Raw genomic sequence first — 22,394 nt, 5'->3', positions numbered from 1 at the left:
CCCCGCACCCCCACCGTCACCCTCGCCGCATGAACACGACTAACAACCCCAAAACCGACGGCACCGTCTTGACGAACGACATAGAGGCACCCCCCGGGGGGCGGGCGGCGCCATCACGAAAAGGACCTACTGCCCGTCAGATGCATCGCCCTGCTCGGCTCGCATCCTCATGGATTCCTCGATCTTGTAGTCCACGAGCAGCTCGGTGAGCTTCCGTCGCGTCGGGACGTCGAGCTCGGTGATGATCAGCTCTGTGAGCACTTCGGGATCCTGCGACGGAAGCCGGCTCAAACGTCGAGACGCATCCCGGGGGGCTGGCAAGTCACTGCCGGAAGCCTTGTCGCCACTGAGACTCTGCTTCGTCGGCGCGGGCTTCTCGGCTGTCTGCTCAGCAACCGATGGCTCCTGCTTCTTGCCCTGCGGGCTGGTGCCGTCGGCCCGTTCCCTGGCCAGGCGCTTCTTGTCCGCAGCCTGCTGCGCCTCCTGCGCTTTCAGACGCAGCAGGTGCTCCTCTTGCTCTTCGGCCTTCTTCTTTCCGACTCGACGGAGCAGCGCTGCCGATTCCTCACCGTCCTGCAGCTTCTTCTTCAGTTCCGGGGTGAGGCCCAGCAGCGCGAGCCTTTGCGAGACCCAGCCCTGTGAGCGGTGCAGTCGGACCGCCAAGGCCTCCTGCGTGCCGTGCACTTTGAGCAGTTGTTCAAGTGCCTTGGCCTCGTCAAGAGGATCGAGGTCTTGGCGGTGGATGTTGGCGACGAGAGCCGATTCCAGTATCTCGTCGGGGTTGCTGCCCAGTTCGTCGTCGAGCATTACCTTGATCTCGGTCAGGCCTGCTTCACGAGCGGCTGCGAGACGGGAGTTGCCGTCGATGACGACGTATTTGGTACCTGGCTCAAGGTCCTCGTCGCGCCCCGGGTTGCCCTCGAGGTAGGCGAACCTGCCCATGACGCTGATCGCTGTCTTCTGGCCGTGGTCCCGGAGGCTGGCACCGAGATCCGTCAGGTCACCGAGTTCAGATCGCGGGTTGTCCGGGTTCAGACTGATCTTGTCGACAGGGAGCTTGACCGGTGGTGGCGCGCCCTCCGTAGGGGCGGCGGCGACGGCGTTGATCGCTGCACGGCGTGCGCTGATGGTCTTCGTCTGTCCGAACGAGGTTCCCGCCCCGAGCCTGTCTGCCTTGCTCATGAAATCTCCCGGGCGAGTGCCCGCATGCCGACGGCCTGGTCACAGCGGGGGGAGTAGGCCAGGAGAGGCTGCTTCACCCGTACCGCTTCCTTCTGTTCCTTGAGGTCTCCGATGACGCCGACGACCCGGGGATCCTTTATGTCCATCCACGATTCCAGGGACGAGGTGGCGATGTAGCCGCGGCGGGCGTCGTAGTGGTTCACGACGATGCCGAGGTAGTCGAGTTCGAGGTGCATGTCGGTGCGCAGATCCTCGATCTGCGTGGTGAGAAGCCCGTAGGCGTCAGCGGAGCTGTCTTCGGCCTGGACGACGACCAGGACGCCTGAGCTTCCGGGTGCTTCGCCCGGACGGCGGCGCCCGTAGTAGGCGGCGGCGTCCATGCTCAGACCGAGGCTCGGCGGGCAGTCGATGAGGATGGCATCGTAGTCGTCCTCGACCGCGGCCAAAGCCCTTTCCAGGGCTGCTTCACGGGCACGTACGCCGGAGAGCTTGACGTCCAGGAGGAAGGCGTCGGTGCAGGCCGGCAGGAGGTGCAGACGGTCGCCGAACCGGGCGTCCTCTATCGGCACGATGAGGTCCTGGAGCAGCCCTTTGGCTTCTCCGGCCATGTGCTTGGTGAGGCTGTCACCCTCGATCGGCAATGGCTCCTGCCCTAGCTGCTTGGTGAGGTGACACTGCGGATCGAAGTCGACGAGCAGGACACGCAGGCCGAGCCCGGGGAGGTCTTCGTAGTGGAGCGGGGAACTGTCCTCTTCGGAGAGAGCGGCTGCGAAATGCTTGGAAATGCGCACCGGGTGGAGCTGGTTGGCATCCTCGGCGAGTGCTTCGCCTGTGCCGGCGGTGACGGCGGTCTTGCCGACCCCGCCTTTCTGGTTGCAGACGATGATCCGCCGCGGATGTTCGGGACGGACCACTGCGGGGGCGGGGTTGGTCTCGAGCCACATCTGGACGGACTGGGCCAGTCCCTGAATGAGGGAGACACCGCGGGACGAGCAGTCAGTACGGAAGCCATCCCACTGGCCTTCGGGAAGGAAGGTCGAGAAGGACTTGGCGCCTGAGGTGTCGATGGGGGAGAGGTTGGCACCGAGGCCGCGCCACGCCTCGATACCGGCCTCGACGGCGTGCTGGATGTCAATGCCATGCTGGGCGGCCCTGATCTTCAGGTCGAGCTGTAGCGTGGCGGGGATCTTGGAGACGACCTTTTCACGGTTGCCACCGGGGGAGGGCGAAGTCATGATGGACACCTTACTAACGCGTAAGATCATGTACAGCATCGGCACGCTAGCAAAGCAAACTATTACGTCGTAATACACCGTCAGGGCCCCAAGGTCTCCAGCTCAGCCCCGAGACACTTTGCGGACGGAGGCTGCTCCCGAAGAAGGGTCTCGTCCACGCGCCGCTCGGACCTGAGGCGCCTCACCTCCTACAGCGGTCTCGGCGGAAGTCCCGCACCACGGCGCAGCAGTTGAAGGGTGATCTCTTCGTCCCGGCAGTGAACCTGCGACGGCGCCACGCTCTTGCGGTCATGAGCCCGCGCCTAACGACGTGCTTCGGGCCGGCGCCGGCCGCCGCGCGGCACCGCGCCGCTCATGCAGTGCCGACTCGCACCGCGCCAGCCACGGGTCTGCCAGCTCTTCGATCAAATCGCCGAGATGAGCACGGGAGACGCCGCAGAAGGCAGGACGGGACAAGGCCGCACGGGCCCACTTCTTGGTCACATTCGAAGAACCCGTGCAGCCCCTGTCACGTCACGGCCGCAGAAGACCGCCTCACGGACCGGGTCGAGACGTCGCACCGCCGCAGGTCAGGCTTCCACAGGAGTACTCGCCATCGCCCCCGGCGGGCGCATCATGAAGACGTCGATCCGGTCCTGGGCTTCCACGACGAACCCGTGGCGCTCGTAGAGTCGACGGGCAGCACCGCCCTGCAAGACGTTCAAGGCCACGGTGATGTCCTGCGCGTCGGTCCGGTGCAGGACCGTGCGCAAGACAGCGGATCCGAGCCCTCGGCCCTGATAGTGCGGAGCAAGGTAGAAGTGCTCCAGCCACTGTCTGCCTTCGGAGGGCCGGACCGTGACGCAGCCTGCGAGTTCACGGTCGATCATGATGATCGACGTGTGCTGCGGGGAGAAGGATTCCCGCAACCGCTGCCGTACCCGGTGCTCGTCGTAGCGCCCGAGGCGTTCCAAGTCCGCACGCATCACCGTGGCTCGCAACTCCGCGATTACCTCGATGTCCGCTTCCGCCGCAGAACGCAGCACCCAGCCCGTGGTGTGCGTCGGCGCGGGCCGTGCGGGCACCGTTATGTTCGATCGCGTACCGCTCCCCATCGCCCCGGCATCCATGTCCGGAGTATCTCAGTCCGCCTGCCCTGAACAGGCACATGGGCATCTCAACCTGAACTGCCGAACCCACCGCGACCTCAATCGCGGACCGGGTCGTAAGGGAGTGCGTGGCGGGCGGGGCGGCTGATCTGCTGTGGGATGACGTCAAAAAATTTTCGACCCGGATCGGGTGGGCTCCTTGCAGATGTCCTGGTACCCCGAGGTCTCGGCACGGGACCGGCAGGCGGTTCTCGACCTCGTCTCATCGTGTGCCTGGAGCGAGCTGGACCCTGCCCGGGAACGCGAACACATGGCTCGGCTTCGCGGCCCCGCCTGTGTGGCAGCGACAGGAAAGCCGAGCAGTTCCACGTTCAGGCAGCCGGCCGGTGAGCGACCGGGAAGATTCCGTGTGGCCGCACACCCCACTGACTTCCTGAAGGGCTCTTGGTGCCCTCATCTTGGGTCATTGGCGCGGCTGCAGTCGCCGGAACCCCTCTGTGCGTCGATCTGACAGCCTTTCAAGGGGTTCAATGGCCCATCACACCAGGAGGTCGAAGATCGGGCGCACAGGGGGCGATATTGCGGGTCGGCTTTGTGTGTAAAGCTATATATGACCGAAACGAGCATGGTCGGCGAGGAGCTGCGTGACAGCTATGGCGTCTTCGGCTTCAGCTCACGGCGGCGAAGTTCGCGCCCGCGCTCGCGGCGGGCAACACCGTGGTCCTCAAACCGTCCCCCTCGCCGCCCCACTCACCACCCGGCTGCCCGGCTCCCCTCGCCGCCGCCCTCCCCCAGGACATGCTCACCGTCGTCACCGGCCGCGACCTGTCCGGCGCCCGCTTCGCCTCCCACCTCGGCACCTGCCACATTCCCTTCACCGGCTCGGTGCCCACCGGGCGGGCCGTCGCCGAACCGGCGGCGGCCTCGCTCGCCCGGGTCACCCTGGAACTGGGCGGCAACGACGCCGCCGTCCTGCTGGACGACGTCGACGTGAACCGGATCGCGGACCGGCTGTTCCGGGCCGCCTTCCGCAACCGCGGGCAGGTCTGCATGACGGTCGAGCGCCTCTACGCCCAGGCCGGCGAAGCCCTCGCCGAGCCCGCCAGGACCGTCACCGTCGGGTCCGGCCTCGACCCGGACACCCGCGAGGTGTGCCCAGAACCCGCCAGTAGGTGGGTCGGAAGCTCAGCTCACGGCTCGCCGAGGAGCTTGAGCCCGTATTGCTTCTTGAGCTCGTCGGCCCAGTCGGGGAGGAACCCGAGGTTGTAGCGGGCTCCCAACTCGGCGCGCTGCGCTTCGAACTCCTCCTGACTGTTCGCCGTCTCCGCCACTTCTCCCAGCGACTCGAAGAAGCGCTCGAACCCGGCGGGCCATATGATTTCCAGCAGCCTTCCAGGCTCGCTGCCCGCATTCCAGAACGTGTGCGGAACTCTGCGTGGCTTGAACACATAGGCACCCGGCCCGGCGGTGGCGACCCGGTCGCCCACTCTCACCCCGAAGGTACCCTCCAGGACGTACGACAGTTCGTCCTCGTTCTCGTGCACGTGGGGAGGCACCAGCCGTCCGGGCTCCATCGGGTGCTCCACGAGGGAAAGACTGCCACGGGTGGTGTCGCCCCGGACCTTGAAGTCGACGCCCAGGCCGCCGAGGTCGGTCTTCTCCCCCTCGCCGGGATTGAGCACCAGGAGGCCATTGGGATCGGTGATCATGATTCCGGCTCCCTTCGTTCACTTACCTACCAGCTTGCGCTCATGAAGAGGGACACGCCAGACCGATCGTGCCTGTGCCTGCTGTACCTGAAAAAAGGATGTGACCAGGTCTTCCCGGGCACGCTGACCTCGACTTGCCCGTGACACCACAGGGCCCCGGCAGACAGCGCCCACGGGCAGGACCGGTGCCCGGGCACCGGCGTCGAATGCCCGCACTCCTACGCTCGGTGCAGGCATTCGGACGCTGGACGTGAAGGGGAGTGCCCATAGGGGTTCGGCCGAACTGATAGGGGGGTGTGGGCCGCAGAAGGTGGCGCGGCGGTGCCGCATCGTGGTCTCTGCGCTCGCATGCATCGTCGCCTGCTGCCGAGGCTGAAGGGGATCCGCCTACGGTTCGACGATGTGCCGCAGATAGGTGTGCGGGTCGGCGAGATACCGGCGCCAGTGATCCACGACACCGAGCTCCCGCCAGGTGACCCTGCGCATACCGTGTTCACCGACCTCGATGATGTCCGCGCCCGGCAGTGCGGTCAGCAACGGGGAGTGCGTGGCACAGATGACCTGGCCGCCCTCCTTGGCCAACCGGTCGATGTGTCCGATCAGCTCAAGACACGAGGAGAAGGAAAGCGCTGCCTCCGGCTCGTCGAGAACATAGAGTCCGGCGTGGAGGAACTTCCTGCGGAACGCCGCGAGGAAACCCTCACCATGACTGACGTGGTCCGGCGCGAGCCCTTCCCTGTCCAAGGCGTCCAGCGCGGTCTCGGCGCGCAGGAAAAAGCCCTTGCGGGCTGACCAGTCGGCGGCCATACGGCGCCCGCGACCCGAGGCGGCGTCGAATTTCATGCGCTCGCCAAGGGCCGATCTGCCGCGCGGGGAAGCGTAGCGCCAGTCGTGGGAGCCGCCGTAGGAATCGAGACCGAACCCCTCCGCCAGCGCCTCGGCCACGGTCGACTTTCCCGAGCCGTTCTCACCGACCAGAAAGGTCACCGGTGCGGTGAACCGCAGCCCCTCGTCGAGCAACTGCCGGACGCAGGGTACCGACCAAGGCCAGCTCTCCTCGTCGTACGAGGAGAGATGAGCATACGCACGTTCGATAATCATGCAACCAGTGTCACCCGGACCGGGAAAGCGTACGTGCTCTGTGGAGCGGGGCCAGCGCCTCGCACTTCTTGCTGCCGGGACTCCGGCTGGTCACGCGGCCGTCCCATGCCTTGCACGCCGGTGCTCTCCATGCCTCCGAGCTGCACTCTGCACCTTCGAGCCGGGGGAATGCGCCAACCCCTGTACCTCGCCGACCGGAACGCCCTGGCCGACCTGGGGGCCTGACAATCGAACGGCTCTGTCTCACATACGGTGATGACGGTAAGTCATGACGGCGACGAACAGGCCCTCGGTCACGAAACAGCAGGCCTGTGTTCCCGCAGCCGGCCTTCCCGGGATCGACCGATCGGCCGATCGACTTGGCGTCTGGTCGTGAGAGTCCGGCGCGACAAGGCCGGGGAACCGGTGCGGTGTTGTCCGCCGCGGAACATCCAGACCGGAGCACCGGTCTCACTCTTCGTGAGGTAGAGATGCTCAGCCTTCACGATCCACTACCACCGAACGGGGTGAGATCCCGCTGGCCGCGGACAGGAACTGCGGAACCCCTTCATCGCACGGTCGTGCTGCCTCATCGGCCCGGCCGTCAGGCCTGCTTGGGGGAGAGTGCCCGGGCGTCCGTGTCGACGCGGTAGTTGTCGACCACGTCGGTCAGGCGCCCGACGACCTCGCCGGGGTCACCGTCGGCGCTGACCCCGGTGCCGGGATCGGCTGCGGGTAGGCGCCCGGTTACCGAGCCGAGACGGCCGTCCGCTTCGCCATCCGGGGCGAGACCACCGGCGTCGACGGCCGCCCGCAGCGGCCTGGGCGCGGAGCCGGACCCCCGCCCCGCCGTCAGGCACTCACACACTCCACCACGTGACAGCGCCCTCCGGAGTGCTGGAGGCCGGGGCGTCGTTTGTCTCCCTGGCACACGGGCTGGGTCACTCCGATCCTGGATTCACCCTGCGGAAGTACTCCCGCTTTCTGCCCCGTGCGGGCGCGCGAGGCGCTGCCGCCCTCGACGCGATCTTCACGTAGCCTCGGCCCGGGCAGCGCCGGCCGGACCGCAGCTCACAGCGGCCCGCGGTCGGCGTGACGTCCCAGAGAAGTTCCACAGATACCGCCGCTCCTTTCGAGCCAACGTTTCGTCCGGCCGGAGAGGACGGAGGTCTTTGTCGATCAAGCCCCGGAATGGACCTGGCACCCCCGGAAGCTGCTGTGATCGGTGACCACGAAACACGGGGCGGATCGTGGCCCGAGCGGCTCTCTTGACGAGTCCATGCCATAACTGCACCATGCTTCGCACGGGAAGCCCCGTGCCCCCACCCAGGAGACAGCATGCGACTTCGCACACGCGGCAGAAGGTCCGCCACCCTCACGGCCTTACTGGCGCTCGCCGTTGCGGTCCCGCTCGCCACCACTGCGACCACCCCGGACGCGCCCGCCACCACACCGGTCGCGGCCGGCGAGGAGGTCATCCGGCAGTACGAGATCCACGGCCCGGACACCGCCGCCGAACGGACGGCTCTCATCGCCACGGGCGTCTCCGTCGACGAGGCGAACGACCACTCGGTCGTCGTCAGCGCCAACGCCGGGCAGGCCGCCCGCCTGCGGGCGCTCGGCCACGCTCTGAAAGCGCTGCCCGCGCCGCCCGACCGGAGCGGCGGACGGGCCGTGCAGCCGATGGACTTCCCCTCCGCCGACTCCCGCTACCACAACTACGCGGAGATGAACACGGAGATCAACCAGCGGCTCCAGCAGTACCCGGGCATCATGAGCAAGCGGGTCATCGGCAAGACGTACCAGGGCCGGGACATCATCGCCATCAAGGTCAGCGACAATGTCGTCACCGACGAGAACGAGCCCGAGGTCCTCTTCACGCACCACCAGCACGCCCGTGAGCACCTCACCGTCGAGATGGCCCTGTACCTGTTGCGAGAGCTGGGCGCGGGCTACGGGTCCGACTCCCGGATCACCGACGCCGTCAACGGCCGTGAGCTCTGGATCGTGCCGGACCTCAACCCGGACGGTGGCGAGTACGACATCGCCTCCGGCTCCTACCGCAGCTGGCGCAAGAACCGGCAACCCAACGCCGGCTCGTCGTACGTCGGCACGGACCTGAACCGCAACTGGAACTTCAAGTGGGGTTGCTGCGGCGGCTCTTCGGGCTCGACGAGCTCGGAGACCTACCGCGGGCCGTCGGCCGAGTCGGCGCCCGAGGTGAAGGTCGTCGCCGACTTCGTGCGCTCCCGGGTGGTCGGCGGCAAGCAGCAGATCAGGGCGGGCATCGACTTCCACACGTACAGCGAACTGGTCCTCTGGCCGTTCGGCTACACCAGCGCCGACACGGCACCAGGCCTGACCCAGGACGACCGCAACGCCTTTGCCGCCGTCGGCCGGAAGATGGCCGCCAGCAACGGCTACACGCCGGAGCAGTCGAGCGACCTCTACATCACCGACGGCTCCATCGACGACTGGCTGTGGGGCAACCAGAAAATCTTCGGATACACCTTCGAGATGTACCCCGGCGGCACCGGCGGAGGCGGTTTCTACCCGCCCGACGAGGTCATCGAGCGCGAGACCAGCCGCAACCGCGACGCGGTGCTCCAACTGATCGAGAACGCGGACTGCATGTACCGCTCGATCGGCAAGGAGCAGCAGTACTGCGCCTGACGCCGGCCGCCGGTGCCTGGTTTCCACCGGCGTAGGGCCGGCTTGCGGTTCGCCGCAGCCCGGCTCGGACACGAAGTCCAAGAGATGCCGCTGCCCTCTTCCCGGCCGGCTTTTTGCCCGGTCGGGAAGAGGGCAGCGGGCTGTCCCGGGAGGAGGTGTGGTGGGGCACGGGCACCGCGCGCGCCTCCGACAGCCGAAAGTTCGGCGCCCGGCCCGGCAAGCTTCGAGCTGATGCCGAGGCTGAAGGACATCGGCTCCGCGCGGCCGTACCGGCCGGCGGCCAGGACGACAACTGGCCGAATCTGGGCCCGGTGCTCTCCGTCAAGACGATCGACCGGGATCTGAACGCCCAGCAGTACGACCAGATCGTGAAGTACACCACCGCCCCGCGCCTGGGCGCCGCCGAGGCCGAGCAGGTCCTGCGGCGCTTCACCCGGGGAGGGCTCAGGCGCCCGGCTCCCTGCCCTTCAGCGGCGAGACCACGGCCCCGTGCAGTCGCTCAGCGCCACATGTCGGTTCGCCGTGGCAATACGGGAACAGGGCGATGAAAGGCTTCCGCAGCGTCGGCGGGATCCAGTGGTTCCTGGCCGCGTCCAGCGGCATCCCACCCCGCTTCCGGCCCCGCCGCCACCTGATGAGTGCCCTGGCCACCGAGCCGGGACGGCCATCCGCTCCGTGATCCGGGACCAGATCACCAGCGCCTCCGGCCAGCCCGCCGAAGCCTGACACCGGCCCGGAATCCGGCCCCCACCACATCCCGGCACACCGTCAGGGACCCACACACCCCGTAACGTGACAACGCCTCCCCGTTGCGTGAACCGCGCCTTGTACACCGCCTCCTTCGCGCTGAACAGCACGCAGTACCACGGGAGATCCGCGCGCGTGCGGTATCGGACATCCAGGGCGGACCGCTCTGCGGGCGAAGCGATCTCCGAGCGGATGCCGGAAGGGAAGTCCCGCACGACTCCGGCGCCGACCCCCAGGGCCCGTACCTCTGTCCGCCTGTCGGCGGTCGCTGCGCGAAACCCCCGGCAGTGGGTGACGCTCCCGGCCGCACCGGCGGGCCACCGCGGGGCACGGCGCGGCCCCGGGGGCGGCGGGAGCGGCGGGTGTCCCGGCAGTCCGAGCGTCTCGCGGGCGCAGAGGCGGCCCGTTACGTGTTCCTGGCGGCGTTCTACGGGCGCGCCGGGCCGGGCCCTTCCCCGCCGGCCGGTACCGGGGCGCCCTGCACGCCACCCCAGGGCGTCACCACCGCCACGTCCGCGGGAAGCAGGGCGGTAATCACCTGATCTCCAGCTCGGCTGCCGGGTCGGACGCAAGCGACTCGACCGTACGGGCCGGATCGAGGACGTCCGCGGCGAAGTGCACGCCCGGCGGCACGGAGCCGGCGAGCACCTGCCGGGATGCCAGTGCGGTGAGGAAGGCACTGAGTTCGTAGGAGTCCGGGGCGCGCAGTACGAGGGACCTGTCGGGCGGTCCGTCCCCGGTCCGTTCCCATACGTGGAATTCCTGGCCGTACCAGGCACCGAGTCGCTTGACGTCCTCCTCGGCGGCGGCCACCAGGTCTGCGGTGTCGTCGCTGTCCATCGCCCAGGCCATCGTGAGTTCTTCGGGGAAGCGGGTACCGCCGAAGACGGTGTACCAGCGGACCTGGCCGATACCGGTGGCGGCGGCGAGCCTGGCGGCTTCCGTGGCGAGGAAGGGGTAGGCGTCGACCGGTTTCGGGAAGGCGTCGAGTCGCACACCGCGCCGGGGCTCCAGGGCGCGTTTCCGTATCCGGCCGTTCTCCCAGGCAGCGGCGGAGGTCCCGTGCTCGGGGCCGCGGCCGAGCAGGACGTCCCCGGCGGCCGCAGGAGTCAGCGGTGCCACTCCACCGAGGTAGGCATCCAGTCGCGCGGGCTCGGCGGCGCCGGCGATGAGGGCGCGGGGCAGCAGTCCGGAGAGTCCGGGGAGCGCGCCCGCCGAGAAGACCGCGGTGCGTCCGGCGTCGGTCCAGCGCCGCTCCCCGCCATCCGCGTGGAGCCGGGCGTGTGCAGGGTCGTCCCCGGCCGCGTCGACGTAGTCGGCGCCGCGCCGCAACGCCGCCCCGGCGACCGCGTCCAGGACGCGGTAGGAGGGACCGGCGCAGTTGACGACCAAGCGGCAGCGTGCGGCGAACGCGTCGAGGGAACCGAGGTCCGTGAGGTCGACGGTGGCGGCTTCGATCCCGTGCCCCTTCCCGGTGGCCCGCACCTCCTCGACCAGGGTGTCCGCTCGGGCAGGGTCGCGGCCCGCGACCAGGAGCGGACCGACGCCGGCGCGGTGCAGGCGACGGACCACCGCGCTGCCCACTGCTCCGTAACCACCGATGACGCCGATGGCCTGGGTGAAGGTCATCCGGTTCTCTCCGTTCTCTTCGTGCTGCCCGGGGAGGGCTTCACGTGGCGATGTGCGTGCGGGCTTCGGGGCTCGCGCCGTGGGCGCGGACACCCCCCTGCCCATATAATGAAAATGGTAACTATTATCAATTAGTTTGTTCGCGCCGGGTGCCCGGTCGCCGGTCCGCACCGATCGCGACCTGCCCCGGCCGGAACATCGCGAGGGGAGCACGAAGATGTACGACGTGACCGTGATCGGCGGAGGGCCCGCGGGTCTCAACGCCGCACTGGTGTCGGGCCGCCAGCGCAGGAAGGTGCTGGTGCTCGACGCGGGCAGTCCGCGCAACGCCCCCGCGCAGGAGATGCACATGTTCCTCAGCCGGGACGGATCCTCCCCCGCCGAACTGCGCCGGATCGGCCGGGAGCAGCTTCTTACCTATCCGAACGTGGAGTTCCGCGAGGGGGCCGTGGCGGGCGCCGCCGGCGAGTCCGGTGCCTTCGTCCTCACCATGGCCGACGGTTCGGTCGAACGAACGCGCAAGCTGGTCCTCGCCACCGGGCAGGTCGACGTGCTCGACGAGGTCGAAGGCCTGTCCGCGCTGTTCGGCCGCGGGGTCTACCACTGTCCGTTCTGCCACGGCTGGGAAACCACCGGACTGACACTGGGTGTGGTGGGGCGCGAGCTCCCGCAGATCATGCAGGCGTTGTACCTGGCAGACCGGTTCAGCGACGACGTGATCGTCTTCACCGACGGACACCCCGTGCCGGAACCGGCCGCGGTGAAGCTCGCCGCGGCGAGGATCACGGTGATCGATACGCAGGTGACCCGGATCGAGGGCGAGGCCGGAGCCGTACGGCTGGTGCTCGACGACGGGCGCACCGTCGAGCGCCAGGCCGTGTACCACCGGGCGCCGACCCGACAGCACTCCGATCTGGCCGAGCAGTTGGGCTGCCGGACGCTGCCGGACGGATGCGTGCGCGTGGACGAGTTCCAGCGCACCACTGTCCCCGGTGTCTACGCCGCGGGTGACATGGCCCGGCTGGAGGCGCTGCCCGACGCGCTCACGTTCGTGGTCACCGGGGCGGCGGACGGCGCGCGGGCGGCGGTCTGGCTGGACCAGGAGCTCTTCCGTGAGGACGCCGGGTTGAACGGCTGACGCCTCCCCGCGGCGGGGGCGCCCCCCGCCTCCCGCCGCGGTTCGCTCACCGTGCGTCCGCAGCGCCCAGCGCGTCGGCGAGGCCGGCCACCGTCGGCCGCTCCAGGAAGCGGCGCGGGGTGACCCTGCCGAGGTTCTCGCGCGCCACGGAACCAAGCATCCGCACCGCGAGCAGGGAATCCCCGCCGAGTGCGAAGAAGTCAGCGGTGCGCTCCTGTACGGGGCAGTCGAGCAGGGTCTCCCACACAGCGGCGACCGCTCGCTCCACCTCGTCCCGGAGGGGGCCGGGTTCGTCGCCGGACCCCTGCGGGGCGGTGGGTACGGACAGGCGGTTGCCGGCCGGTGTGCCGTCCTCCGCCGTGCCTGGCGCGTCGGCGGCGTCGGGCAGTTCGACCCGCGCGGACCAGCCCTCCTCCTCGACCAGGGACTCCACGCCGTACATGACGTCCTGGAACATCCGGTCGACGTCCTGCGCGGCGAACAGCTCCTCCACGAGGGAGAACACCACGACGAGTTCGCCGCGGAGCTCGAAGAGCCGCACCTCCAGGGCCACCTGCGGGGTCCGCAGCTGCTGGTGGTGGCTCAGCAGATCGATCGTCCCCAGCGGGCCCGCCTCCCTCGGCACCTCGCTGCCCAGCGCGGCGTCCACGCCGAGGGTGGACTGGAAGACCACCGGGGCCACCGGACGGCGGGTACCCCTGCGGCGCCCCAGTTCCCGGGAGACCTCCACACCGGTGATCAGGTTGTGCGCCAGGGAGTCGCCGAGATCCTGCTGCGCGCGGGAGGCCAACTCCGCGAAGGTCACTGTCCGCGGGAGCTCGACGGGCAGCAGCACGGTGGACGAGAAGGCGCCCACGAGGCGCGGGACGTCGGGGTGCAGCGGCAGCCGGTTGAGCTGCAGGGTGTTGAGGAGGAAACGACGGTGTCCGCACGCGCGCGAGATCGCCGCGGAGAAGACGGCGAACATCGCCGCGGAGGGGGTGACGCCGTGCTGCGTACAGAGGCGGCGCAGGGCCGCCCAGCGCTCGGGGTCGAGTACGGCCTGGCGGGTGCCCATCAGGGCCGGGCGCACCTCGGCGGGGTCGGCCACCAGTGGAAGGGCGGGCGGCAGCGGGAAGCCGTCGAGGCGATCCCACCACCAGTCGCGGTCCTGGCGCCACTGCTCGGTGCGGGGAAGGTCCCGCAGAGTCGTGGCGTAGTCGCCGAAGTCGATGTCCAGTGGGGCGAGTACCGCGTTGTAGTCCGAGACCAGGGCGAACAGGTCGCGGTAGAAAACCCCGGACGACCAGCCGTCGATGATCAGGAGGCTGGTGGAGGAGTGCAGGCGCGCCCGGTCGCCGGGCAGCAGGGTGAGCCGCATGTCGAGGCCGCAGCCCTGGGCGGGGTCCGGGCCCTGGGTGCTCATCTCGTGACGGATGCGGGCGAGTTCGGCCTCGACCGTGTCCTTGTCGGCCGCCCGGAGGTCGTTCACCCGCAGTTGCGGGATCGCCTCGGGGTCGTCCAGGGGCAGAATCTTCTGCCGGCCGTCGGGGAGGATCCGCGCGCGCAGCACGGCCTGGTGCTCGGCGAGGCGTTCCAGTGCGTCCTGGAGGGCTTCAGGCGCCTCGTCGGGATCGATGTCGACCAGACCGATGTCGACGTAGTGGTGGGCCGACTCGTAGGACAGTTCCCAGGCGCCCTGCTGGCCGACGAAGTACCCCTGCTGCAGGGGGAGCAGCGGGAAGGGCGCGTCCAGGTCCTCGCGCCGTTTCAGGTCCAGCGGCAGTGGCCGCAGTGCGCCGGTACCGCTGGACCGCTCGTGGATCAGGGCCGCGAGCTGGGCGGCGCTGTGCTCGACCCGGACGTCCGCCAGGGCGAGTCCCGCCCCGAGTCGCTTGCGCAGCATCGCGGCCATGCGGACCGCCAGGACCGAGTCACCGCCCAGGCTGAGGAAGCTCACCTGCTCGGGTACGGAGGCGGGGTCGGTGTCCAGCACGGCGGCCCAGACGGTCCGTACGGCTTCGACCAGTTCGCCGGGAGCGGCCGGGACGGAGGGGGCGTCGGAGGGGGTGGGGGACATCAGCGGGACTCTCCAGTGGTGGTGCGGATGACGCGGTCCACGGCGTGGACGCGTACGGGGCGGGAGTTCGGGGGCAGTGCGTCGGCGAGTGCCGAGCGGATCGCTGCCGGGTCGGGGCGGCCGGGACCGGGGCGGGCCCGGCCCGCGATGACGCGTTGGCCGAGCGAGACGGCGAGCGGGTGGCCGGGGACCGGAAGGACGGGCAACGTCCGGAAACCGGCCGCGTCGAGCTGCCGCGTCCACTCGTCACCGGTGAGGAACACCCGGTCCTGGCCCTTCCGCAGGTCCGTGAACCAGGCGTCCTCGCCGGCCGGCGGCGACATCAGCAGGTACATCGAGGTGAGGGCCTGGTAGTGCTCCTGGCAGGACTCCACGAGGACGAGCAGTCCGCCGGGCACGAGGAGTTCGCGCAGGGCTGCCAGGGCCTGGCCGGCGTGCCGCGCGTTGTGCAGGACGTTGGCGGCCAGCACCACGTCCTGGGATGCGGGGAGGAGCCCCTGGGCGACCGGGTCCGCGTTGACGTCGAACAGGGCGCGGCGAAGACCGGGGCGTTCGCCGAACGCGTCGCGGCCCGCCCGCAGGAAGAAGCGGGAGACGTCCGTGAACAGGTAGTCGACCGGGGCGTCGCCCAGGGCGTCGAGGACGGCGCCGGTGGTTGCCCCGACCCCGGCGCCCGCTTCGAGGACCCGCAGCGGCCGGCTCCCGGAAAGGCGGCGGGCCTCCCGGGCCACGAGTTCCGCGGCCGCGTGGTTGACCCAGCGGCTGGGGGTGCTGTCGCGGTAGTTTCCTTCGGCGGTGGTGGTCTCACCGTCCGGGAAGAGGACCTCCTGCAGCCCGGCCCGGTCCTGGAGGAGCAGCGGCAGCCGGTCGGCGGCCGCGAGGAAGAACCGGGTCATCGACGGCGGGTAGTCGAGCCCTTCGCGCGCTTTGTCGAGTGTGCGGCGGGCTGCGGCGTACGTCTGGCGGCCGGGGGCGGTCAGTGAGTGGTAGCGGCCGCTCCCGGGGTCCTGCCGGAGCCGGTTCTCCTCCACCAGCGTGCGCAGCCAGCGCCGTACGATCCAGGCGTGCCGGGGCACGGTGCCGAGTGCCGCGACGACTTCGGCTGCGTCGTGGGTTCCTCCGTCCCGGAAGAGACGCGCGCGGTCCAGCACCCGGGCCATGGCGAGCAGTGCGGTTTCGTCGAGCAGGCCCATCAGCGCCGGCAGAGCCGTGAGGTCCGTGCCTTTCACGGCCGCGTCGCCGGCGGACACCGCGTCCGCGGTGTCCTCGGGGCAGCTCCCGTCCCCCGCAGCAGGAGTTCCCGCCACCAACAGGGTGTCCCCTTCGGCGCCGGGCACCAACTGCCAGTCCCGTACCTGCGGCAGGCCGGCCAGGACGTCGGTCACGACAGGGGCGGGGGCGCTCATGCGGTCTCCTCCGCGATCGTGATCCTCGGAGGGGTGGTGGCGGGGAGGGCCCGTCGTACGTGGTCGCGCAGCACTTCCGGCAGCCGTCGGGCGACGAAGGCTGGCAGCGGTTCGTGGGCCACCGGGCCGGTGCGGGGCGCGGGGATGTCCCGGACCTCGACAGGGGCGGCTTCGGCCGGTACCGCCACGGCCAGGATCCGGGGGTCGGCGGCGTCCAGCAGGACGGCGGCGTCCGTGTCGCCCAGCGCCTGCCGCAGCGCGTGCGGGGTCACCGCCCCGGGTGCGTCGACGAGGAGCGCGTTGGGAATGCCGGTCAGGACGACGGGCCGGTCGGCGAGTGCCGTGCGCAGCCCGGCGGAAAGCCCTTCCGTACGGTGGGCGTCCCAGTGCCGGCGGCGTACGGGTGCGGCGGCACCGGCGTCCCTGCCGTCGGCCGGAGGTCCGACGTGCAGGACGATGTCGTACCGGTAACGCGTGAGTTCGGTGTCCTCGGCCATGGTGCGGGCGTGCACGCTCATCCGTACAGGACGCGGTTGGGCGGCGGCCGCCGCGGCCACGGCGGCGGGGGTGAAGGACAGTTCCTCGTCCGCGGCGGCGGCGGCCGTGGCCCGCTCCGCGACGGTCGCGTCGTCCGCGTCGGGGTTGCGCAGCCGCTCCAGCCGGCCGAAGTGCTCCTCGAGGAGGCCGGCGTGCCGGTTGTCGCCGACGACGACCGTGCCTCCGTCTTCGACGGCGGCGATCGCCCCGTGCAGCACCTCCGTGAGGTAGGCCAGGTTCGGGAAGCACTGGGTGACGGAGTTGAGCAGCACGCAGTCGGGCCGGGTGTGCGTCCCGAAGACCCGGTTCGTGGCCTCGCGTACCTGTGCGCAGTCCGCTTCGTGCGCGGCGGCGCGGACGAACGCGGTGCCCGGGATGGCGGCCGCGGCCAGCCGGTCGACGGCCACCTGGGCCACGTCCGTTCCGACGTATCCCTCCAGCCGGCCGTGCAGCCGGTAAGCGAGCAGGCCGGAGCCGCAGCCGAGTTCGAGGATCCGGCGGGGGTGCTGCGCGGCGACCAGCGCCGCGGTGCGGTCCACCCAGTCACGCATGTGCGCCTCGGGCAGCGGTTCTCCGGTGTCGGAGGAACGCCAGCCCGACAGGTCCAGGTCGTCGGAGTGCCGCCCGTCTGCTGTCTCGTAGACCCATTCGTAGACCTCGGTCCACTGCTCCAGGTGTTCTTGCAGCAGCGGCCCGGGGGGTGAGACGGCGGTGGCGCTCGTGGCCGGGGTGACCAGCAGCGCGCCGTCAGGGGAGGTGTGGACCCTGGCCACCCACGGGTGGGCGTTCACCAGGTCCGCGACCTCGGCGGTCGTTCGGGCGGTGGTGTCATCGGGCACCTGGGGTCTCCGTTCGTTGGTCGGTCGTGCCGTCGTGGCAGGTGACGGATGCCGGGACGAGCCGGCGTCCGGTGAGGTGCAGGACCCGGTCTGCGCGGATCGCCGCCCTGGGGTCGTGGGTGGCGGTCAGGACCGCCAGTCCTTCGCTCCTGAGCCGGTCGATCAGGTTCAGGACCGTGCGGGCCGAAGCGGGGTCGAGGGAGGCGGTGGGCTCGTCCAGAAGCAGCACGTCCGGCCGGGCCGCCAGGGCCCGGGCGAGCACGATCCGCTGGCGCTGGCCGCCGGAGAGCGCCTGGGGCCTGCGGTCAAAGAGCCCGGGGGGAAGCCCCACGGCGCCGATCAGCTCGCGGGCCCGCTCGCGGGCGGCGTGCCGGTCGAGTCCGTGGAGGACGGTGAGGGGCCGGGCCACCGCCCCTCCGACCCGGTGGGCCGGGTTCAGTTCCCCCACCGGACTCTGGCCCACGAATTGCAGGGCCCGCAGCTGTGCCCGTTCGCGTCGCCGGGTTTCCGGTGGCAGCGGCGCGCCGTGCAGGAGCAGGTGTCCCGCGGCGGGAGCCCGCCGCCCTGTCAGGGCGTGGAGGAGCGTGGTCTTCCCGCTGCCGGAAGACCCCATGACCGCGACGGAGCCGCCGGCTGCCAGTTCCAGGTCCCAGGCGTCGAGGAGGGGGGTCCCGTCAGGAGTGGTCAGCCGCAGACCGCGGGCGGCGAGTACCGGGGACGAGGGCGAGCCCCCGGCGGGTGGGAAACCGGCTGGTGCGCTGCTGCTGCCCCGGGGCACGACCGGAGGCGGGGAAATCCGGGCGGACGTCCGCAGTCCGGTGAGGGGGGCGGGCGTCGCCGGGGGTTCTTCCGGTCCGATGACGCGCGTCTCGGGTACGGCGGCGTGTCGCGGGGAGTCCACGGCCGCCCGGCGGGTGCGTGCCGAGGTCCGTACCGCGCGGGCAGGCCCCGGCCCTGCGGTCTCGGCGGGCCCGGGGCCTGCCCCGTCCTCGACGGACCCGGTGTGCATCCCGACGGCGGACTCGATGTGGAGCGTGGTGTCACCGAGTTCCGCGGCCAGGCGGGCGTCGTGGGTGACGAGCAGGACGCACCGGCCGGGCCTGCCCCGGTGGGAGCGTACGGCCTCGATGACGAGGTCCCCGGTGGCCCGGTCCATGGCCGAGGTCGGCTCGTCCAGGACGAGCAGTTCCGGGTCGGCAGCCAGCGCCCTGGCCAGCGCTACCCGTTGGGCCTGGCCGCCGGAGAGTTCACCGGCGCGCCGGGAGGCCAGATGCGGGGCGAGGCCGAGCGTCTCCAGCAGTGTGTGCACGCGTTCCGCCCTGGCCCTGCGATCGGCGTGGAGTTCCTCGCCGATCAGGCGCTCGACACTCCAGAGGGGGTGGAGGGAGGCGCCGGGGTCCTGGCCCAGCCGTCCGCAGTGCCGACGGCGCCAGCGGCGGGCGTCCCGGCCCCGCGGCACGGGCTTCCCCTGCCAGGACACCGTGCCGCCCGAGCGGTCGAGGCCGCGCGGCAGGACGTCCAGCAGGGCGTGCAGCAGCGTGCTCTTGCCTGCCCCGGAAGGGCCGGTGACGGCCAGGACCTGACCGTCACCGATCCGCACGTCGACCGGTGCGAGCAGGACGGCGCCGTCCGCCGGCCGGTGGACCGCGAGCCTGCCGGCGGCGAGCAGCGGTGGCGCGTCGTCGGTTGCCGGGGGCCGGTTCCGCGTGCTCATACGGTGTCCTTCGGCTGGTGGGCGAGGGAGCGGGCCGCTGCGGCGAGCGCCCATGCGCAGCCGGCCAGGGGAACGGCCGGGGCGAGGAGTCCCATGGGGTTGAGGGCGGCTCCGGGGAGGTTCTCGTTCAGCATGAGCGCCCAGTCGGGTTCGGGGGGCTGGGGCCCCAGGCCCAGGACGGCGAGGGCCGCCGCGATCTGGAGGGCGGTGACCAGACGCAGTCCGGCGTCGGCGGCGACCAGCCCGCGCAGCGCGGGCAGGACCTCGCGGGTGAGCACGGCTGCGGTGCGCTCGCCGCGCTCCACAGCGGCGCGGACGTGTCCGCGCTCGCGCAGGTGCGCCGACTGAGCCGCGACGACCCGGGCCGTCAGCGGCGCACCGCTGAGGAGCGAGGCCGCCACGACGGCGGTGGCACCGGGCAGGGCGACCGCCAGGACGAGGGCGAGGATCAGGGCGGGCACGGCCAGCAGCAGGTCGCACAGCCGGTGCACCGCGCGGGCCGTACGCCCGCCGGTCCAGCCCGCGATCAGTCCGAGCGCGGTCCCGCACGCGACGGCGGCGGCCGCGGCGGACAGGGACACCGCCATCAGCTGGGTACCGCCCGCGAGTACCCGGGACAGCACGTCCCGGCCCAGGGCGTCGGTGCCCAGCAGGGTCCGGCCGCCGGGCGGCTCCCAGGGTTGTGCGACGTGCTCCTGCGGCGAGAACGGTGTGACGAACCGCCCCAGGGGGACGAGGGCGAGCAGGAGGACGCCGGTGGCGAGCGGCACGGTGCCGCGTGGAAGGACCGGCCGGCGGAGGGTCGGGGTCATCGGGCACCACCGGTGAGGAATGAGGCCGGCCGGCTCCGCTCGCCCGGACGTGGTGCCGGAGCGGCCGTCCGGTGGGTGAGCAGGTCGGCGAGGAACATGCCCAGGAGCAGGACCCCGATCGGGAGCAGCGCGGCGCTCTGGACGACGGGGATGTCCCGTACGGCGATCGAGGACACCAGCAGCTGGCCGGTGCCGGGGTAGCCGAACATCGTCTCCACCAGCGCGGTTCCGGCAGTGAGTCCGCCGGCCAGCAGAGCCGCCAGGTGGAGGGCGGGGACCCGCAGGAAGGGCAGCACGTGGCGGTACAGGAGGAGTACGGGGGGCAGCCCGCGCAGTCGTGCGTCGACGACGTGGGGGCGGCGCAGTACGTCGTCGAGCGTTCCCCGCAACAGGACGACGGAGAAGGCGGCCGACGGGATCGCGAGGGTGAGCGCCGGCAGTACCAGCGCCTGCGGCGCGGCGAGGGGTGATCCGCCCGGTGGCAGCAGCGAGACCGGCGGCAGCCAGCCCAGCAGACCGGCGAGGACCGCACCGAGAACAGCCGCGTGGACGGGCTGCGGGACGGCGGCCAGGCCGGTGGCCAGCGCCCCGCCCCGGCCACCGCGCAGGTGGGCGACGACCAGGGCAGGAGCGGTCATGACCGCGGTGATCAGGAGGGCCGCCGCCACCAGGACGAGGGTGGCGGGCAGCCGTTCGGAGAGGATCTCGGCCACCGGCCGGCCGCTGACGAACGAGTGGCCCACGTCGCCCCGCAGGACGTCGTACAGCCAGTCGGCGTAGCGCACCGGGGCGGGCCGGTCCAGGCCGAGCCTTTCGCGTTCCTCTGCGAGGTCCGCCTCGGTGGCCCGCCCGGCGCCCTTGAGCTCACCGGCGTCCCCTGGAAGGAGTTCGGTGGCCGCGAAGACGACGGCCGTGGCCGCCACGGCTGTCAGCAGGGAACGCCCGGCGAGGCGGGTGATCACTTCGTCATCCACGCCCGGTCGATGAACATCCGCTGGAACCCGGGGCCGTCGGGCAGCCCGCGGACCCCCGGTGCCGCCAGATCCAGGCCGTCACCGGTGCCCCAGACGACATAGCCGCCGTCCTTCCACAGGTCGCGCTGGATTCCGGCCAGCAGCCCGTCCCGGCGGGAGCCGTCGGACGTCGCCATGGCCCGGGTGAAGCCCTTGTCGAAGTCCTCGCTCTTCCAGGCCGTCTCGTTGGTCGGGGATTTCGACAGCAGGCCCACGCGGGCCAGGTCGGCGAATCCGATTCCTCCGTAGTAGCCGGTGTAGAAGGCCTTCTTGGCGTAGACGGCCGTCCAGTAGGTGTCGGCCGGCTCGACCTTCACCTTCGCCGTGACGCCGATGTCGGAGAGCTGCTCGGCGTAGAGGGTGGCGGCGGTGTCCATGCCGGGGTACGAGGTGGTGGTGTGCAGGGTGACGCTCAGTCCGTCCTCGTGTCCTGCCTCGGCCAGCAGTTCCCTGGCCTTGTGGATGTTGCGGGTGCGCTGCGGGAGGTCCTTCGGCGTCGAGGGGTCGTAGGGGGTGGGCAGGTCGTTGGCGATCTTCCCGTAGCCCAGGAACACCGTGTCGACCAGTGCCTTGCGGTCGGCGGCCAGTTTGAACGCCTCCCGGACCTTCGGGTCGTCGAACGGCTCGGTGTCCAGGCGCATCACGAAGGGGTACTCCGTGACGCCGTCGCGCGTGACCACCTGGGTCCCGCCCGACCCGCCGGCGCTCTTCACGGCCGCGGGGCTGACACTGCCCGCCACGTCGGCCTGGCCGGCGGTGACGGCGTTGGCGCGGGTCTGCGGGTCGGCGACGGCCTGGATCTCGATGCGGTCCAGGTGCGGGCGCTCGCCCCACCACTGCTTGTTACGGGTCAGGACGGCGGTCTGGGCTCCCTTGTCCGCGACTTCGAAGGGTCCGGAGCCGGGAACGGCGCGGGTGAAGTCCTCGCTGCCCTCGGGCACCACGAAGCTGATCGACTCCAGGGCCTTGGGCGCGTCGGCCATCGGGGCGCGGGTGGCGAGCACCAGCGTGTGGTCGCCGGTGACCTTCGATGCCTTCATGTCGAAGTCGGCGAGCCGGCCGTAGTTCTCCGCCGCCTTCCGGGCGATCCTGCGCAGGGAGTACAGCACGTCGTCGGCCCGGACGGGGCTGCCGTCGGTGAACTCGGCGTCCTCCCGGAGCGTGAAGGTCCAGCGGTCCATGGTCCTGTTGGGCTTCCAGGAGGCCGCGAGCCGCGGTTTCGCGGAGCCGTCCTGGCCGGGGACGGTCAGGACGTCGTAGGTCAGGGCGAAGCGCAGTACGTCGGACTCGTTGCCGAGTCCGCCGTGCGGGTCGTCGCTCGCGGTGGCCGGTGATCCCGCCGCGGCGTACCGCAGGGTGCCCCCGTCGGCCGGGGCGGAGGTCGAGGGCTTGCCGGCGGAGTCGGCCGGTTCGGAGGAGCCGCAGCCGCTCAGCGTCAGCACGCAGACCGTGGTGACGGCGATGGCGGCTCTGCCCGTGCGGGAGCGGTGGGGGCGGAGGTTTGGGAGCATCGTTCTTTCCGTGTCGGAGCAG

19 protein-coding genes and 1 pseudogene are annotated in these 22,394 nt (G+C 70.8%); 5 read left to right on the top strand and 15 right to left on the bottom strand.

The window, feature by feature from the left end; translation table 11 throughout:
* Positions 1-126: 126 nt before the first annotated feature.
* From ACF1FZ_RS31810 to ACF1FZ_RS31800, 3 genes are all read right to left on the bottom strand, one after another.
* Positions 127-1,182, bottom strand: a complete 1,056-nt coding sequence (locus ACF1FZ_RS31810; protein WP_391776847.1) for a ParB/RepB/Spo0J family partition protein — start codon at positions 1,180-1,182, stop codon at positions 127-129.
* Positions 1,179-2,417, bottom strand: coding sequence for a ParA family protein (locus ACF1FZ_RS31805; protein WP_391776846.1), 1,239 nt, complete (start codon positions 2,415-2,417; stop codon positions 1,179-1,181). The genes ACF1FZ_RS31810 and ACF1FZ_RS31805 overlap by 4 nt, the downstream gene beginning before the upstream one ends.
* 569 nt (positions 2,418-2,986) lie before the next feature.
* Positions 2,987-3,526 (bottom strand): GNAT family N-acetyltransferase, encoded by a 540-nt coding sequence (locus ACF1FZ_RS31800; protein ID WP_391776845.1) that lies wholly within the window; start codon positions 3,524-3,526, stop codon positions 2,987-2,989.
* Positions 3,527-4,159: 633 nt separating this feature from the next.
* On the opposite strand from ACF1FZ_RS31800, the pseudogene ACF1FZ_RS31795 reads away from it, so the two are divergent.
* Positions 4,160-4,651, top strand: a pseudogene (locus tag ACF1FZ_RS31795) (aldehyde dehydrogenase family protein); the annotation flags it as partial.
* A 44-nt stretch (positions 4,652-4,695) separates the two neighbouring features.
* Here the strand turns inward: ACF1FZ_RS31795 and ACF1FZ_RS31790 are convergent.
* The 3 genes from ACF1FZ_RS31790 to ACF1FZ_RS31780 all read right to left on the bottom strand — a co-directional run bounded on the left by ACF1FZ_RS31790 (position 4,696) and on the right by ACF1FZ_RS31780 (position 7,162).
* The gene (locus tag ACF1FZ_RS31790) at positions 4,696-5,214 is read right to left on the bottom strand and encodes a cupin domain-containing protein (protein ID WP_391776844.1); all 519 of its coding nucleotides are present in this window, start codon (positions 5,212-5,214) and stop codon (positions 4,696-4,698) included.
* 387 nt (positions 5,215-5,601) lie between these two features.
* Positions 5,602-6,315, bottom strand: a complete 714-nt coding sequence (locus tag ACF1FZ_RS31785; RefSeq protein ID WP_391776843.1) for an AAA family ATPase — start codon at positions 6,313-6,315, stop codon at positions 5,602-5,604.
* A 583-nt stretch (positions 6,316-6,898) separates the two neighbouring features.
* Positions 6,899-7,162, bottom strand: coding sequence for a hypothetical protein (locus tag ACF1FZ_RS31780; protein WP_391776842.1), 264 nt, complete (start codon positions 7,160-7,162; stop codon positions 6,899-6,901).
* A gap of 8 nt (positions 7,163-7,170) precedes the next feature.
* On the opposite strand from ACF1FZ_RS31780, the gene ACF1FZ_RS31775 reads away from it, so the two are divergent.
* From ACF1FZ_RS31775 to ACF1FZ_RS31765, 3 genes are all read left to right on the top strand, one after another.
* On the top strand, positions 7,171-7,332 hold the full coding sequence (locus tag ACF1FZ_RS31775) for an integrase (RefSeq protein ID WP_391776841.1): 162 nt from the start codon (positions 7,171-7,173) through the stop codon (positions 7,330-7,332).
* Positions 7,333-7,632: 300 nt separating this feature from the next.
* Complete coding sequence (locus ACF1FZ_RS31770; RefSeq protein WP_391776840.1) at positions 7,633-8,967, top strand: M14 family metallopeptidase; 1,335 nt, start codon at positions 7,633-7,635, stop codon at positions 8,965-8,967.
* 113 nt (positions 8,968-9,080) lie between these two features.
* Positions 9,081-9,515, top strand: a complete 435-nt coding sequence (locus tag ACF1FZ_RS31765) for a hypothetical protein (RefSeq protein WP_391776850.1) — start codon at positions 9,081-9,083, stop codon at positions 9,513-9,515.
* Here the strand turns inward: ACF1FZ_RS31765 and ACF1FZ_RS31760 are convergent.
* Complete coding sequence (locus ACF1FZ_RS31760) at positions 9,435-10,286, bottom strand: 4'-phosphopantetheinyl transferase superfamily protein (RefSeq protein ID WP_391776839.1); 852 nt, start codon at positions 10,284-10,286, stop codon at positions 9,435-9,437. The genes ACF1FZ_RS31765 and ACF1FZ_RS31760 overlap by 81 nt on opposite strands.
* Positions 10,249-11,343 (bottom strand): saccharopine dehydrogenase NADP-binding domain-containing protein, encoded by a 1,095-nt coding sequence (locus tag ACF1FZ_RS31755; protein WP_391776838.1) that lies wholly within the window; start codon positions 11,341-11,343, stop codon positions 10,249-10,251. The genes ACF1FZ_RS31760 and ACF1FZ_RS31755 overlap by 38 nt, the downstream gene beginning before the upstream one ends.
* Before the next feature lie 217 nt (positions 11,344-11,560).
* Between ACF1FZ_RS31755 and ACF1FZ_RS31750 the strand changes: the two genes are divergently transcribed.
* Positions 11,561-12,481: an NAD(P)/FAD-dependent oxidoreductase gene (locus ACF1FZ_RS31750; RefSeq protein ID WP_391776837.1), complete on the top strand. Its 921-nt coding sequence runs from the start codon at positions 11,561-11,563 to the stop codon at positions 12,479-12,481.
* Between the two features lie 46 nt (positions 12,482-12,527).
* Here ACF1FZ_RS31750 and ACF1FZ_RS31745 read toward each other — a convergent pair whose 3' ends face one another.
* The 7 genes from ACF1FZ_RS31745 to ACF1FZ_RS31715 are packed head-to-tail and all read right to left on the bottom strand — an operon-like array spanning position 12,528 to position 22,372.
* The gene (locus tag ACF1FZ_RS31745; protein WP_391776836.1) at positions 12,528-14,540 is read right to left on the bottom strand and encodes a condensation domain-containing protein; all 2,013 of its coding nucleotides are present in this window, start codon (positions 14,538-14,540) and stop codon (positions 12,528-12,530) included.
* A complete protein-coding gene (locus tag ACF1FZ_RS31740; RefSeq protein WP_391776835.1) occupies positions 14,540-15,946 on the bottom strand; it encodes a class I SAM-dependent methyltransferase in 1,407 nt (468 codons plus the stop codon). The genes ACF1FZ_RS31745 and ACF1FZ_RS31740 overlap by 1 nt, the downstream gene beginning before the upstream one ends.
* The gene (locus tag ACF1FZ_RS31735) at positions 15,943-17,322 is read right to left on the bottom strand and encodes a class I SAM-dependent methyltransferase (RefSeq protein WP_391776834.1); all 1,380 of its coding nucleotides are present in this window, start codon (positions 17,320-17,322) and stop codon (positions 15,943-15,945) included. The genes ACF1FZ_RS31740 and ACF1FZ_RS31735 overlap by 4 nt, the downstream gene beginning before the upstream one ends.
* A complete protein-coding gene (locus tag ACF1FZ_RS31730) occupies positions 17,312-19,036 on the bottom strand; it encodes an ABC transporter ATP-binding protein (protein WP_391776833.1) in 1,725 nt (574 codons plus the stop codon). The genes ACF1FZ_RS31735 and ACF1FZ_RS31730 overlap by 11 nt, the downstream gene beginning before the upstream one ends.
* Positions 19,033-19,848: an ABC transporter permease gene (locus ACF1FZ_RS31725; RefSeq protein ID WP_391776832.1), complete on the bottom strand. Its 816-nt coding sequence runs from the start codon at positions 19,846-19,848 to the stop codon at positions 19,033-19,035. The genes ACF1FZ_RS31730 and ACF1FZ_RS31725 overlap by 4 nt, the downstream gene beginning before the upstream one ends.
* Entirely contained in the window at positions 19,845-20,822 is a 978-nt protein-coding gene (locus ACF1FZ_RS31720; RefSeq protein WP_391776831.1) for an ABC transporter permease, read from the bottom strand. The genes ACF1FZ_RS31725 and ACF1FZ_RS31720 overlap by 4 nt, the downstream gene beginning before the upstream one ends.
* On the bottom strand, positions 20,807-22,372 hold the full coding sequence (locus ACF1FZ_RS31715; RefSeq protein ID WP_391776830.1) for an ABC transporter substrate-binding protein: 1,566 nt from the start codon (positions 22,370-22,372) through the stop codon (positions 20,807-20,809). Before ACF1FZ_RS31715 ends, ACF1FZ_RS31720 begins: the two co-directional genes overlap by 16 nt.
* Positions 22,373-22,394 lie beyond the last annotated feature (22 nt).

This window comes from Streptomyces sp. NPDC014623, assembly GCF_043088245.1.
In the GTDB taxonomy this organism is placed as follows: domain Bacteria; phylum Actinomycetota; class Actinomycetes; order Streptomycetales; family Streptomycetaceae; genus Streptomyces.
The sequence above is the reverse complement of the archived record's forward strand: the minus strand, read 5'-3'. Positions and strand labels throughout refer to the sequence as shown.